This is a genomic window from Gemmatimonas sp., from assembly GCF_031426495.1.
GTDB lineage: Bacteria > Gemmatimonadota > Gemmatimonadetes > Gemmatimonadales > Gemmatimonadaceae > Gemmatimonas.
The window spans coordinates 63,390-76,631 of the sequence record NZ_JANPLK010000013.1; the positions used below are offsets into that span (position 1 = coordinate 63,390).

9 protein-coding genes and 1 pseudogene are annotated in these 13,242 nt (G+C 63.2%); 3 read left to right on the forward strand and 7 right to left on the reverse strand.

What is annotated here, in order from left to right; all coding sequences use genetic code 11:
* Window positions 1-349 precede the first annotated feature (349 nt).
* Window positions 350-478 (forward strand): annotated as a pseudogene (locus tag RMP10_RS03965) (transposase); the annotation flags it as partial.
* Between the two features lie 209 nt (window positions 479-687).
* On the opposite strand, the gene RMP10_RS03970 reads toward RMP10_RS03965, so the two are convergent.
* From RMP10_RS03970 to RMP10_RS03980, 3 genes are all read right to left on the reverse strand, one after another.
* Window positions 688-1,287: an IS3 family transposase gene (locus RMP10_RS03970; protein WP_310569132.1), complete on the reverse strand. Its 600-nt coding sequence runs from the start codon at window positions 1,285-1,287 to the stop codon at window positions 688-690.
* Window positions 1,288-1,512: 225 nt separating this feature from the next.
* Window positions 1,513-1,758, reverse strand: a complete 246-nt coding sequence (locus tag RMP10_RS03975) for a transposase (RefSeq protein WP_310569133.1) — start codon at window positions 1,756-1,758, stop codon at window positions 1,513-1,515.
* Between the two features lie 558 nt (window positions 1,759-2,316).
* Entirely contained in the window at window positions 2,317-3,738 is a 1,422-nt protein-coding gene (locus RMP10_RS03980; RefSeq protein ID WP_310569134.1) for a hypothetical protein, read from the reverse strand.
* A 597-nt stretch (window positions 3,739-4,335) separates the two neighbouring features.
* On the opposite strand from RMP10_RS03980, the gene RMP10_RS03985 reads away from it, so the two are divergent.
* The gene (locus RMP10_RS03985; protein WP_310569135.1) at window positions 4,336-5,592 is read left to right on the forward strand and encodes a transposase; all 1,257 of its coding nucleotides are present in this window, start codon (window positions 4,336-4,338) and stop codon (window positions 5,590-5,592) included.
* Window positions 5,593-5,693: 101 nt separating this feature from the next.
* Here the strand turns inward: RMP10_RS03985 and RMP10_RS03990 are convergent, their stop codons facing one another.
* The 4 genes from RMP10_RS03990 to RMP10_RS04005 form a co-directional block, all read right to left on the reverse strand.
* Window positions 5,694-8,807 carry an efflux RND transporter permease subunit gene (locus RMP10_RS03990; RefSeq protein ID WP_310569136.1) on the reverse strand — a complete coding sequence of 1,038 codons (3,114 nt, stop codon included), beginning with the start codon at window positions 8,805-8,807 and terminating at the stop codon, window positions 5,694-5,696.
* A complete protein-coding gene (locus RMP10_RS03995) occupies window positions 8,804-10,009 on the reverse strand; it encodes an efflux RND transporter periplasmic adaptor subunit (RefSeq protein ID WP_310569137.1) in 1,206 nt (401 codons plus the stop codon). Before RMP10_RS03995 ends, RMP10_RS03990 begins: the two co-directional genes overlap by 4 nt.
* 27 nt (window positions 10,010-10,036) lie before the next feature.
* Window positions 10,037-11,428 carry a TolC family protein gene (locus RMP10_RS04000; protein ID WP_310569138.1) on the reverse strand — a complete coding sequence of 464 codons (1,392 nt, stop codon included), beginning with the start codon at window positions 11,426-11,428 and terminating at the stop codon, window positions 10,037-10,039.
* Between the two features lie 87 nt (window positions 11,429-11,515).
* The gene (locus RMP10_RS04005) at window positions 11,516-12,169 is read right to left on the reverse strand and encodes a TetR/AcrR family transcriptional regulator (protein WP_309672842.1); all 654 of its coding nucleotides are present in this window, start codon (window positions 12,167-12,169) and stop codon (window positions 11,516-11,518) included.
* 348 nt (window positions 12,170-12,517) lie between these two features.
* Here RMP10_RS04005 and RMP10_RS04010 point away from each other — a divergent pair, with 348 nt between their 5' ends.
* Complete coding sequence (locus RMP10_RS04010) at window positions 12,518-13,138, forward strand: hypothetical protein (protein WP_310569139.1); 621 nt, start codon at window positions 12,518-12,520, stop codon at window positions 13,136-13,138.
* Window positions 13,139-13,242: the final 104 nt, after the last annotated feature.

Consider the following 13,242-nt stretch of genomic DNA (forward strand, 5'->3'; position numbering starts at 1 on the left):
TCCGTGTTGGTTCTGTAAAATCGGTGGTATCCATGTTCCGGCTGTTGCAATCTTGCGGATTCACCGCCGGTCGTGCCGTAGACAGATTGCGAACAGCCCTACCGCGAATGTTCACGGGCATAACACGGATCTGCTCCGGGTGTGCGACTGGACTTGACCCGATTTGACGGACACATGGTTCACGCTGCTCGCGCCATTTGACGGAGCTGGTGTTCGTACTGCTGCGGACTCACAAAGCCTAACGAAACTGTAGGAAAAGTCCCGAAACATGCCAATGTGGAAACGGAACTTGATAGCACGCAACGGGTTGGTCCTGCGTCGAATGTGGCGTCGGCTCGCCTCGCTGTCGAGCGTGCGGTACAACAAACGGCTGGATCGCTTCACGCTGCGCGGCCGCACGAAAGTGAACGGTCAGTGGCTGCTCTTTTGCCTGGTGCACAACATCGAAAAGCTCACTCACGCGGGGTATGCCGCGTAAATCACGGGGCGGGAGGGCCGCGTGCGGTCGCGCATGACGCGCGTATCGCGCGTACCGCTCCGCGACACCAGTTATCAATGCCGAATCGAATGACCGAGCACTGTTTTCGCGCGACTTGGGGCCTTTACGGTCAGTACGTTGAGGCTTTTTCTACAGCCTCAACGCCGAGTGCTGCCGCTCCCTATTGTACCAGTGCTCGATGACGTCCGTCAGGGCCACCTTGGCGTCGTGATGCGAATGCAGCACGGTGTGCGCGAGGAGTTCGTGTTCGAGCGTCGCAAAGAACTTTCGGCAACGGCGTTGTCCCGGCAGTCCCCCTTGCGGCTCATGCTCTGGCGCACCTGCTGCTGCGCGAGGGCGGTGAGGTACTCCGCGCTCGCGTGCTGCCCGGACTTAAACGTGTGTTGCAGCAGTCCCGCCGACGGCGGCCGACGCGCGACGGCCTGCTGCAGGGCACGTAGCGGCAGCGCCGTGGCCATCGACGCGCTGGTCGCCCAGCCGATCACCAACCACGACGCGAGATCGATCAGCACCGCGAGATAGAGCCAGCCACTGCGCGTCGGGATGTAGGTCATATCGCCCACCCACGCACGATTCGACACGGGATGATCCGTGATCGCGAACCGCCTCGCCAACAGATTCTGGGCAATAGGATCCGCGTGCCGTGAGTCCGTGGTGCACACGAAGGCCTGCGGCACGCGCGCCCGCAGGCCTTCCGTGCGCATCACGCGCGCGATGCGATGCTTCCCCACATGTACGTCCTGCGCGCGCACGGCCCGCAGGATGCGCGGCGCCCCGTAGCGGCTCATGGCTCTTGGTGAACGCGGCGCGGACGTGCACGAGCAGCTGTTCATCGGCCCGCGAGGATCGATGGTCCCTGCACCAAGCGCGCCTTGGCCTCGTAGTACCCGCTCAGACTGACGCCCAAGGCCCGACACATGCGCTGCACCGGAAACTGGCCCCAATGCGCGGTAATGGCGGCGGACTTGTCGCTCCCCGCGACTCCCTCGCGAAGTACGCCGCCGCACCTTCTCCTACTCGCTCGGCAACCGGCCCTGACCAAGAAACACATCCGTCAGCGGCGCCCCACCCTGCGCCGCCAGCTGGTGCGCCCACACGCGCAACATCTCGGGCCGTACATCCAAGTCGCGCCCGATCTGCGTCACGCTAATGCCCTGCGCCCGGCGCTCCGCCATCCGCCGCACCGCTTCCTGCTTGAACTCGGCAAGAAAGATCCGCCGCGTCCGGTTGCTCGATTTCGCTTCCTTCGCCACCGTCACACCTCCACTCCGACAATCTACGCGGAGTTAGCTTGGTGTCCGGAAAGCCGAGTCAAGTCCAACCCGCGCTAACAACCACCCGGCTAGCGTCGACGAAACGGCACAATGAGATCACGCGAACGATTCGTCACCGTGTCGGATTCAGCGACAAACGGAAGCCAGACGGTTTCCCGCACAGAACGACTTATTCCCTCCGCGGTCCGATCGCCGCTTTTAGTGGATGTCGCCGTCACCGTGACGAGCACCGAATCTGGTCGGGCTGCCGCACTTCGCCGAAGTCGCAACGAATAGCTGCCGGAGGTCGAGGTGATGCTGGTGACCACTGTATAGAAGCCGCTGGAATCCGGGACGCTCCCGACGAGCCGAAACGAATCGAGGGGAACACCGTCGAGATCCACTACGCGACCGCGAACTGCAGCGAGTCCGACTGTCGCGGCTTCGCCAGTGGGGCCGACTGTCGGAGCTGTCGAGCAAGCAGAAAGTGTTGCCGCTAGGATCACACACATCAAGCCCACGCGTACGCTTGTCTCGGATTGAGTCTTCGACATGAACCGTCCGTCAGAGGTTGTAAAGATTAAAGCGCCACAGCGCGCGAAACAGACTTTGATTCGGCAGTGGTGTCGATGCATCGTACGATAGTCCGCTATAAACGGCCCACGACCCAATGGCCGAGCTCGGCGCAAATGCACGCTCGCCAACTGAACCTGCAGCGCAGTTGATGAACTGATCGGAGTGGCTCAACAATGCGGAGTTTGGGCTTACGAGACGGCATTGTTTCATTATCTGCGTGATAGCGAAAAGGCTAATCGAAACACTGTCGTCATCGGCGGTGATTCCGTCAATGTCTGCCTGCGTGTCAGCGAGGTCCATGAACAGCGCCGCGATGCTCGCCTCTATCAGAAGACCGTTTCCTAACGACCGGTAGGGGTTGGCTTCAAGTTCACCCTGATGCAAGCCATCTCCGAACGCCAGCGACCCGTCGATTGAATTTATGACGCGCGCTGCGAAGAAGTCCGCGAAGCCCTCGATGAACGCACATGATGTGGTGTAGGGCTGGTTGTAGGCGTGAACATTACTTGGACTGCTGCAGAAGTACGTTGCCCAAGGTTCAATCGCCACGTAATGAAACGCGTGCCCGTACTCATGAACGACGTTAATGACTCCATTGCGCCCGACGGCACTATTTGGACCTATTCGAATAAAGTCGAGTCCGGGATCATAATTGGTAGCAAAGGCTGCACCGTTGCTCACGCGATACGTGATTGGACTTCGGCTTCGTCCGAACATCGTACTTACGTTGACGTTGTAGCGAAGATGGTTCACAAAAACCTGCGCGGCCTCGTTATTAATTACCGCTAAATCAACTTGTTGACCTAGCGAGGAGGCAAATATCGAGCCGTTCACGCCGGCGAAGTTGTTGCTGCTTCCGTTTACCTGCACGCCTAGGCCAGTGAGCGCTCCCTGAACACTTATTCGGTATGCCTCTGGAGTGTTGCAATCTACAGAGAAGATACCCTGCGCATTCGCTGCAAGGTCGAAGTATCCAACTGGCTCATCATCGATGCTTGCGCAGTAGCCGTAAACCCTTGCGCCTGCCACCCCCTGAGTTGAATAGGCGCCCGATGCGAAATCGAAGCGCTGATAGGTGATGCGTCCGTTAAAGTCGGACGTCGACACGCTCGATACGGCAGCGGCAGAATACGACGGCTGATGCTGGGGTGACAGAGACACGGCAGGCGTCAGACGAGGACGGAACTCTCCGGTCGAGCCCTCGGTCAAGTATCGAGACGTATCGTCAAGAATTCGAGGGTCATACTGGTCATCAATTCGGCCACCCTGTTTGTCAATCAGAATCCAACGGTTGCTGGTGACGACATTCGACACCGGAACACCGAGGTCGCGATCCTGGGTTTGCTCTTCGGCTGACGATGTACTTACGGACGTAATGACCGGATAGTATCCCGGAGCGGCGAACGTCACCGCAGTATTGTGCGAAACCAAGCTGCCTGATGCAGCCGATATATTCTTTGTCGCCATTTGTTTTCGGCTTCCGTCGATGCTCTTCGCGTGCACAGCTCGCAAGCTCAGCTGACTTGCCGATGTACCCCGAAGGCCTCGAATTTCACTCGAGAGGATTAGAGTCGCTCCCGGTGTGAATTCTCCTGTCGCGCGCAACTCAACGTCGACTCGGTCTCGCCGTTCGAAGGTGGCCGTTGCGCTACCGCTCTCAACCCTGTCCACGATCGTCGCCTTTGGACTGTCGACTCGCGGAGCAAGAGCGGATTCCGAGCATGCGCCAAGGAATAGAGCGATGCCAAGGTGTTTCGCAATTCGATCGCAGCCTGCATTTCTCTTTCTCACGTTTTGACTCACCATGGTAATTTGAAAATGAACATTGAAGGTACAAGCTCGTGGCCTATCGGGCGCACTTAACGAACGAAGCCTCGTTTCTTTTCAATGTCAAGAGCACTCAGGCGACGGGGTCTGTCCCAAGTCTAGTTGAAATTCGGGTGGTGCCTCCATACTGAAGCGTTGATCCCGGCCAGGATTCGCACTTCACTACAGAGGGCACCACCCATGCGAAGAGTACGAAAGGAAACGCGTGCGCACCAGCCAGCCGCATCACCGCCGATCCAGACGGTCGCGCCGTTGGACGATGGCACCGTGGCGCTGTCGCTGATACAGGCCCTGATCCCGTTGGGGCTCAAGGCCGTGCAGGACGCGCTGCAGCAGGAGGTCACGGCGTTGGCGGGTGCGCGGTACGCGCATCGCGATGGCCATGCCGGGATCGCCCGATGGGGCTCGCAAGCTGGGTCGATTTTCCTCGCCGATCAGAAAGTGCCGATCATCGTCCACCGCGTGCGGGATCGAGACGCCGGCACCGAAGTCCCGCTCGCGACCTACGCACAGTTGCAGACGCCGCGCGCGCGGGATGTAGGGTTGTTTCGTCGCGTGTTGGGCGGCCTGTCGTGTCGCGAGTACGAAGCCGCGGCGGAAGCGGTGCCCGAAGCGTTTGGGCTGGCCAAGTCGAGCGTCTCCCGGCGCTTCATCGGGGCGAGTGCCCACACGCTGCGCGCGTTCCACGAGCGGCGGCACGATGGTCGCGAGTGGCTCGTGTTGCTGCTCGACGGCAAGTCCTTCGCGGCCGATCAAGTGGTGATCGCGTTGGGGGTCACGAGCACCCGCGAGAAGCGCGTCTTGGGACTCGTGCAAACCGCCACCGAGAACAAGCGCGTGTGCGCCGCGTTTCTCCGCGAGCTGATCGAGCGCGGCTTCCGTGCGCCCACCGGCCTGCTGGTGGTGCTCGACGGGGCCAAGGGCCTGCGCGCCGCCGTCCGCGACGTGTTCGGCGACGACGTGCCGGTGCAGCGGTGCCAGTGGCACAAGCGGGAGAATGTCGTCAGCTATTTGACGACGTCCCTGCAGGTGATCTGGCGGCGCAAGCTGCAGGCGGCGTACCAACACGCCACCTACGAGGACGCCAAGCGCGCGCTGCAAAAACTCGTAACCGAATTAGCGAAGCTCAACGAGTCCGCAGCGCGGAGTCTCGAGGCGGGCCTGGAGGACACGCTGACGCTGCATCGGCTCGACGTCTTCGCCGAGCTGGGCACCAGCTTCAAGACCACCAATCTCATCGAAAGTGTGATGGCCCGCATCGAAGCCAAAACGCGCCGGGTAGGTCGCTGGCGAACGAGCGATCAGAAGCAGCGATGGTGCGCGGCCACGCTCTTGCACATCGAACAGAATTTCCGGCGCGTGAAAGGATGCAAACACCTGCCCTTGCTCCAGCGCGCGCTAACTGGCAAACTCCCCGTCCGCCTCGCGCTTGCGTGAGCGGTTTTCATAAGGCACTCACCCGAATTTCAACTGAAGACGGGACACACCCAAGGCGACGGCAGGCGACCCAAGGAGGCAACGCAGCTTTAGCTTGAAGGCTATGGGGTGAAGGCTGGGGACGGCACCAAACTCGCTGCACGACGCATCGTTTCCGCCTCCTCACTCTCCTCGAGCGCCGGCGCCAGCAGCTTGTAGAGCACCGGCGTGACCAACCGCGCGATCAGGGTGCTCGACACCAGTCCACCAATGATCACCCAAGCTAGCGGCGAGTACAGCCCCGATCCCTGAAACGCCAGCGGCAGCAACCCACCAATGGCCGTCATCGTCGTGAGCACGATCGGCAGGAAGCGGATCTCGCCCGCCTGCTGAATCGCGTCATCCAGACTCACCCCTTGTCGCCGCAGCTGATCGGTGAAGTCCACCAGCAGAATGCTGGTCTTGATCTCGATGCCTACCAGCGCCACGAAGCCGATCATCGCGGTGAACGACAACGTGTAGCCACTCAGCAGCAGCGCCACGATACCACCTACCAAGCCCAGCGGAATCACCGACGCGACCACGAGCGTGGTGCGGAAGTCGCGGAACTCGAGGACCAGAATGGCGAGAATCGCGAACACCGCCACGATGATCGCGCCGCCGATGCCGCCAAAGCTTTCCTCGCGGCTCTCGATCTCACCGGCCGGGTGCATCACGTAGCCCACCGGCAGCGCGATGGAATCGAGCGCGGCCATGACCTGCTTCGTCACGGCGTCGGTGTTGTACCCGGAGCGCACGTAGCTCGTGATCGTGACCGAGCGCTGACGGTTCACATGGTCGATCGTGGTCGGCGACGCACTGAAGCGCATGGACGCGATCTGCGACAGCGGAATCATCGCCCCCGTCACGCTGCTTACCTGAATGCGATCGAGTGCCTCGGGCGCCGGTCGGCCGTTGTGCGCGATGCGCACCATGAGCGGATACTCGTCGCCGTTCGCGGCGCGAATCTTCCCCGCCTCCAGTCCCGCGATCCCTAACCGCAGCGTACGCTCCACTTCCACACTCGGGATGCCCAGCAAGCCCGCCTTCTGCTTGTCGACCACCAGCGTGAGATCCGAGCGCCGCAGTCGCACGGGGTTGTTCACATACTGCGTGCCCTCCGTGCGCTTGAACACCGCGTCGTACCGCGCGGCGATCCGCTGAAGCGTATCGAGGCTGGTGCCCTCAATGCGCATCGCGATCGGCGCGTCGATGGGCGGTCCGTTCTCGAACTCTTTCAGCTCGATGCGCGCGCCCGGATACAACGCCAACCGCTGCCGCAACGAATCCAGCGCCAGTGGCGTGCGCACATTGTGGTACGCGTTCAACAGCACGATCAGCTGCCCACGATTGGGCGCCTCGGCCCGCTGGAACACGTTGTAGTACACCGCCGGATTGTCCTTGCCGACATTGGCGAACACGCCCCGCGTACCGGGATGCTGCCGGATCACCGCTTCGGCATACCGCGCCGCGCGATCGGTTTCCGCCAGCGACGTGCCCTCAGGCGTTTCGATGTCTACGTGATACTGCGGCGTGCCGGCCTTGGGAAACAGCGAGAAGCCTACCGCCGGCACCAAGGCCACCGAGCCCACCACCAGCAGCAGGGCGAGCACCAGCGTGGTACGCGGCGCCGCCAACGCGCGATGCAACAACGGCGCATACGTGCGATGAATGCCGCGATCGAGCCACTGCAGCACGCGATTGCCCTCGGCGTGCTCGGTGCGCGGCATGAGTCGGCTGGCCAGCCACGGAATGATCGTGAGCGACACGAACAACGACGACACCACCGCAAACACCACCGCGATTGGCAGCGACCGGATGTACTTGCCCGCCAAGCCCGGCAGGAACAACAGCGGCAGGAAGGCGAAGATCAGCGTGCCCGTCGCACCCAACACCGCGACGCCAATCTGCTTGGTGCCTTCGATGGCAGCCTCGGTGCGCGTGTATCCGTTGCGAAGAAATCGTGAAATGTTCTCGACCACCACGATCGAATCGTCCACCAACAGCCCCAACGCAATCACGAAGCCCACGATGGAGAGCTGATTGATGCTGTAGCCCGTGGCGTACAGCAGCATCACCGCCATGGCCAGCGACAGCGGAATCGAGATCATCACGATCACCGACGCGCGGGTCCCCAGCGGCAGCAACGTGATCAGCACCAACAGCAGGGCGATGGCGAAGTCTTTGCCAAGTTGCCCCAAGCGGCTGTCCACGTTCTGCGACTGATCGAAGCCCCGCGCCAGCGTGATGCCCTTGGGTAGGCCTTTCTCGAGTACATCGAGCGCCTCCCACACATCGGTTTTCACCGCCGACACGTTCTTGCCCTTCTGCACCGCGACCGTCACCCACATCGCGCGCTGTCCGTTCCAGCGACCCATGTGGACCGCGTCGCCATCGCCCCACTGCACCGTGGCCACATCCTGCACGCGCACTACCGCCCCATTGGCGCCCGCAATCACGGTGCGCTGCACATCCTCGGCGTTCTTGTAGCGACCGGTCGTGGCAATGTTGTAGCGACGCGTGCCGACATCCACCGATCCGCCGGGGATCTGGGCATTGTCACTGCCCAGCGCGTTCAACACCTGCGCCGGCGTGAGACCGAGTCGCGCCATGCGCCCGAGATCGAGCGTGACCTGCATCTCGCGCGGTGGCGCCGCCCAGCGCTCCGCCTTCTTCACACCGGGCACGCGCTCCAGTGCGTCTTCAAAGCGCTTGGCCATGTCGTCCACCTGCGCATACGGAGCCTGCGGCGCCACCAGCGCCACCTGAAACACCGTGAGATCGGAGTTCTCGTTGCGCAGCACTTCCAGCCGTTGCAACGCCGCCGGCAGCTCGGCCCGCAGCGCGTTCACCTCACGGATCACCTGATCGTACTTGCGCTCGGCATCCGATTCCGACTCGAACTCGATCTTGATCACCGATAGCCCGTCGCTGCTCGTCGACTCCAGCTTCTTCACCTCGGTAAGCGACTTGAGCTGCTTCTCGATCGGCTCGGTGACCAGCTGCTCCATGTCCTCCGGCGACGCGCCGGGATACACCGCCACCGTGGTGAAGATCGGCACCGGAAAATCGGGATCTTCGGCGCGCGGAATCGCCATCCAACTTGTCACGCCGAGTGCCCCGAACATGAGGAACAGCAGCACCGTGAACTGCCACCGTTTGACCGAGAATTCGGCCAGCTTGCCCAGGAAGTTCATGGCAGCACCGCCGTGCGCTTCGCAACGTTCGCCTTCAACGCAGCATCGAGCGTATCTGCGGTGACGATGCGCACCCGAGCACCGGGCGTGACGTACGCCGCGCCGCGCGTCACGATGCGTGTATCGGGCGCGAGCCCTTCCACCAAGGCACGGTCGCCGGTCACACCAGTTACGCGTACGCGCTGGGGCTGCGCGATCATGTCGCCTGACGCCCCACTCGCGGGCGCGACCGTGTACACCGTCGCGGAATCGCGATCGGCCTCGAGCAGGGCGTCCACCGATACCGACGCCGATGCCGTTTCGCCGCGTGTGGCGACTTTGGCGTCACCGCGCGTCGCGATGGCGACCGACCCCACGAGTCCGCTAGGCAGTGCGTCGGCGCCATTCACGGTGATCTCGACGGCGTAGGTGCCGGTGCGAGGATCCGCCGAGCGACCAAGCATCTGCACGCGCCCGGTGAAAGTGCGCGAGGGCAGCGCATCGAAGTGCACTGTGGCGGCGTCGCCCAGTTGCACACGCAGCGCATCGCGGTCGGGCAGTCCCACCCGGAGCACTCGTCCGCGACGCGAGCCGCCCAACTGGATGATCGGCGTGCCTGCCGACACGTTCGAACCGGCCGTGACCAGTCGCTGCAGCACGATACCGCCTTCCGGCGCCACGATCGTGGCGTACTCGCGATTCACCTTGGCGGTGACGAGATCCGACCGCGCTGCCTCGAGCGCCGACGTAGCATCCTGCAGTTGCACGAGCGTGGCCACACTGTCGGCAGCCAGCCGTTGCACCCGGGCCTGATCGCGCTGAGCCTTGTCGAAGCCCACCTGCGCTTTGTCGACGGCGGCGTTGATCTCGCGCAGGTCGAGCGAGGCGAGCAGTTGCCCGCGCTGCACCGTGGCGCCTTCGTCAACCAACACGCGCGCCACGATGCCGCCGATCTTGAACGCCAGCGGGATCTCATCGCGAGAGCCGAAGGTACCGGTGGCGGTGACCGCAGTGGCGCGGGTATCGCTGGTGACGGTGGCGACGTTTACCGACACCGCTGGTGCGCGCGCGGCGACATCCTGCTCAGCTGCCGGCGCCCTGTCGCAGGCCGCCAACAGCGGCAACATGGCCGCCGACAGCAGCATGGTGGGGCGAAGCATATGCGAGGTGCGGGGGCTGGTCGTCGTCATTGTCATGTTCGTGGGGGTGGAGGGGGTAGGCATGATTGATCCTTGGCTCGGCGCATCGACTCAGTTGGGGAGCGCGCGCAAGGCGGCGGCGCGCTCGAGTTCCACCACGCGGGTGGCGAAGATGAAGCGCGTGATCACCTGGTTGATTGCAGCCGATGTGAACGCGGTGCGTGCGCTCAGGAACTCCACCGGCGTGGCAAGTCCCTCGGCGAAGCGGCGCTGCACCAACGCGAAGGCGCGCTCGGCACTTGCCAGTCGATCGCCTGCGGTGGTCAGCGTGCTGCGGGCCGACTGCACGGCGTCGTACGCGTTGCCGACCTGCAACGCGATGGCGCGCTCAGCCTCACGCTGGCGATACTCCGCCTCCGTGCGCGTGGCGTTCGCCTGTTCGCGACGGGCGGCGTCCTGCCCGCCGTTGAAGGCGTTCCACGATAGCACCAACGAGGCGAGGCCCACGTCGCTACGGCTATTGAAGCGATAGCGATCACCTTGCACGCCGTAGCTCGCCGCCAGCGCGAGGTTCGGCAGGTAGGCGGAGCTGGCAATGCGCTGCTGCGCGCGGGCGAGCGAGATCCCGCTGCCAGCCTGCGCAAGCTCTTCACGGTGCGCCAAGGAATGGGCCAGCACCGCGCTCCGCGACAGCGTATCGACGTGCAGCAGTGTGCTGTCATCAACGAGCGTGATGGCCGAGTCGTCGTCACGATTGCGCAGCAGGTTGAAGCCGCGCTGCGCGGCATGGCGTTGTCGCTTTGCCTCTTCGATCTGCTGCAACAGCTCGCTGCGTTCGGCCCTCGCACGCAGCAGCACATCGGGCGTGGCTTGTCCGGCGCCAATGAGGCGCTCGCTCACCCGTACGTTCTCGTCGAGCACCGGTAGCGTGAACTCGAGCGTTTCGACGGCGCGGACCGTGCTGGCGTAGCCGAGCCAAGCTTGCTGGATATCGGCGGCGAGCTGTCGCATGGCACCTTTGCGCGTGGCGCCGGCGAGGTCGCGTTGGGCCCGCGCTGCGGCACGTGCGCCGAAGAGGGCGTCGTTGAAGAGCGGTTGGGTGAGCTCGAGCTTGGTTTCCTGACGGAACGGAAGGGTCGCGTTCACGTTGGTCGGAAACCGGGATTCGCCGATGAGCTGGTTGAGCGCGGCGTAGGCCGGGTTGATGAAGTCGCCGATGTTGACGACGCCGCTGAACTCGGAGTACCGGGCGTTCAGGCCGACCGTGGGGAGGAATCGCCCGTTGGCCTCGCGCACTCCGGCGTTGGCGCGGGAGAGCGCGACCGACTGCTGCGCGATCGCGAGATTGGCGGCGAGCGCCTCGGCCACGTAGCCATCGAGGAGCTGCCTGGCGGTGGTGGCGCTCTGCGCGTTGGCCGCGGCGGAGAAGGCGACCGAGAGCGCGGTGGTGAGCAGTAGAGGCAGCCAGCGGTTCGCTCTAAATGGCGGTAGTGTGTAGAACATTGCTAGTTAATAGAACGCTGTTAAGTGGATGGGTCGAAAGAAGGACGCCGAGGCGTCCGATGGATCTGAAGACCTGACGGAATTTCGTCAGGACGAGTTTCGCAGGCTGCCGCGGATCATGGCGTCGCACATGGTGCGGACGGTTTCGCGGGGATCCCGGAGCACGATGTGCGGATCATTGCAGTGGGTGAACCAGAGCGAGATAATGCCATGGATGCCGCCCCAGAACATCTGGGCAAGCTCCGGGGCGTCGCTCAGCTCGGGGCGATAGACGCCCTTGTCGATCCCTTCGGTGACGGTCTGCAGCAGAAAGCCGTAGGCATCCTCGTCTGGTGATGTTATCGCATTTCCAGAGGCGTCAACCATCGGCTGTTTTAATGATGTCATAAACATGAACCGATACTGGCTCGGATTATCGAGCGCGAAGTCGGTGTACGCCAAGCCCATCCGCCGCAGTCGTTCCACTGGGTCCTCGATCCGCCCAATCTTGTACATCGCCTGACCGAGCGCACGGAAGTCGGCCATGCACAGCTCCACGATCAGGGCGTCCTTGTCCCGAAAGTGGTGGTAGATCGCCGTCGGCGTGTAGCCGATCTTGGCGGCGATCGCCCGCATCGTGGTGGCCTCTACGCCGTCGGTCACGAACAGCTCCCGCGCCGCGTCCAGGATAGCCTGTCGCGTCTCGGCCTTTTGCCGTTCCCGGCGGGCCAGCGAAGCAGTGCGGATGGCGGAGGTGGTCATGACCAGAAAGGTGGGAGGTTCACTTAACACTGTCAAGTGGCTGACGTCGAAGCTCAGCTGCCGCTGGCGCGAAACATGAGGCACTACGCAACCACAATACACCGCGCCGCCCGCAGATCGTCTAGCGTGGGCAACTCCTTCGCCTGTGGCACCCCGAACGGGAGAGGACGAGACCCGAGCCGATGAGCGATGTCTCGTACCGCGGCCTCGCCTGACAGCAAGAGCGAAGTCGTGCGCATGGTGTGACGTCGACGTGTCCCGTGTCACCGCACGGAACACCGAATGGGACGAAACTCAGCGAGCCCAGCGACGCGCTACCGAATTCGGTGTAGCATTCACGAGCCAACCATGACGATCCAAGTGCTCACGGTAGTTCCCTCGCGCGCCTTTCGCGACCGCCTCAGTGCGGCGGCGGCATTGGTCGTACTCGCCATCGGCAGTCCGTGGAAGCCCCTCGCGGCACAGGCGCGCGTCGGTCCCGACCGACCGCTGGTCCTGGCCGGCGCCTGGTCGCTGCCCGACGCCGAGTCGTTGGTGTCGAAAGCCATTGTACGGATCATTACGCAGGACCGCCCGGCTGGTATCCCGATCGCCGAGTACAGCGCGAAACGGTTCGGGCGGGCGGCGACGAGCGAGGCCGTGCGGCAGTACAACGGTCAAACGCTGTCGGCGATCACGTTCGCCCCGATCGCCGACTGGCCCGAGACCCGCGCCCTCGACATCGACCCGTGCCCCGCCGTGGGCGGCGTGGGATGCCCCACGCCAACCGGCGTCTGGGTGGCGATCACCCGCATCGAACGTGGTGAACTGCCGCACGAGATCAATCTCTCGTACACCACCCAGTTCACCGCCGCGCCCGCCCTCGAGGGTCAGTTGCCGCAGACCAACCGCTACACCTTCTGCGAACGCTGGCTCCGCGTGGGCGGCACCTGGAAGTACGACGGCTTCGTGAAGATGGTGCCGCAGTAGGCAGATGCTTCCGCTGTTCAATCCGCGGGCATTCGCGAAAATCCGCGGTAAAGCTGTTCAGTTCTCTAGAAAACCAAACAGCCTTACCGCTGATCAACGCGGAT

Coding starts and splice junctions, on each gene's coding strand:
- RMP10_RS03970 (WP_310569132.1), bottom strand. CDS start 1,287: ATGAGCCGCTACGGGGCGCCGCGCATCCTGCGGGCCGTGCGCGCGCAG.
- RMP10_RS03985 (WP_310569135.1), top strand. CDS start 4,336: ATGCGAAGAGTACGAAAGGAAACGCGTGCGCACCAGCCAGCCGCATCA.
- RMP10_RS03990 (WP_310569136.1), bottom strand. CDS start 8,807: ATGAACTTCCTGGGCAAGCTGGCCGAATTCTCGGTCAAACGGTGGCAG.
- RMP10_RS03995 (WP_310569137.1), bottom strand. CDS start 10,009: ATGCCTACCCCCTCCACCCCCACGAACATGACAATGACGACGACCAGC.
- RMP10_RS04000 (WP_310569138.1), bottom strand. CDS start 11,428: ATGTTCTACACACTACCGCCATTTAGAGCGAACCGCTGGCTGCCTCTA.
- RMP10_RS04005 (WP_309672842.1), bottom strand. CDS start 12,169: ATGACCACCTCCGCCATCCGCACTGCTTCGCTGGCCCGCCGGGAACGG.
- RMP10_RS04010 (WP_310569139.1), top strand. CDS start 12,518: ATGACGATCCAAGTGCTCACGGTAGTTCCCTCGCGCGCCTTTCGCGAC.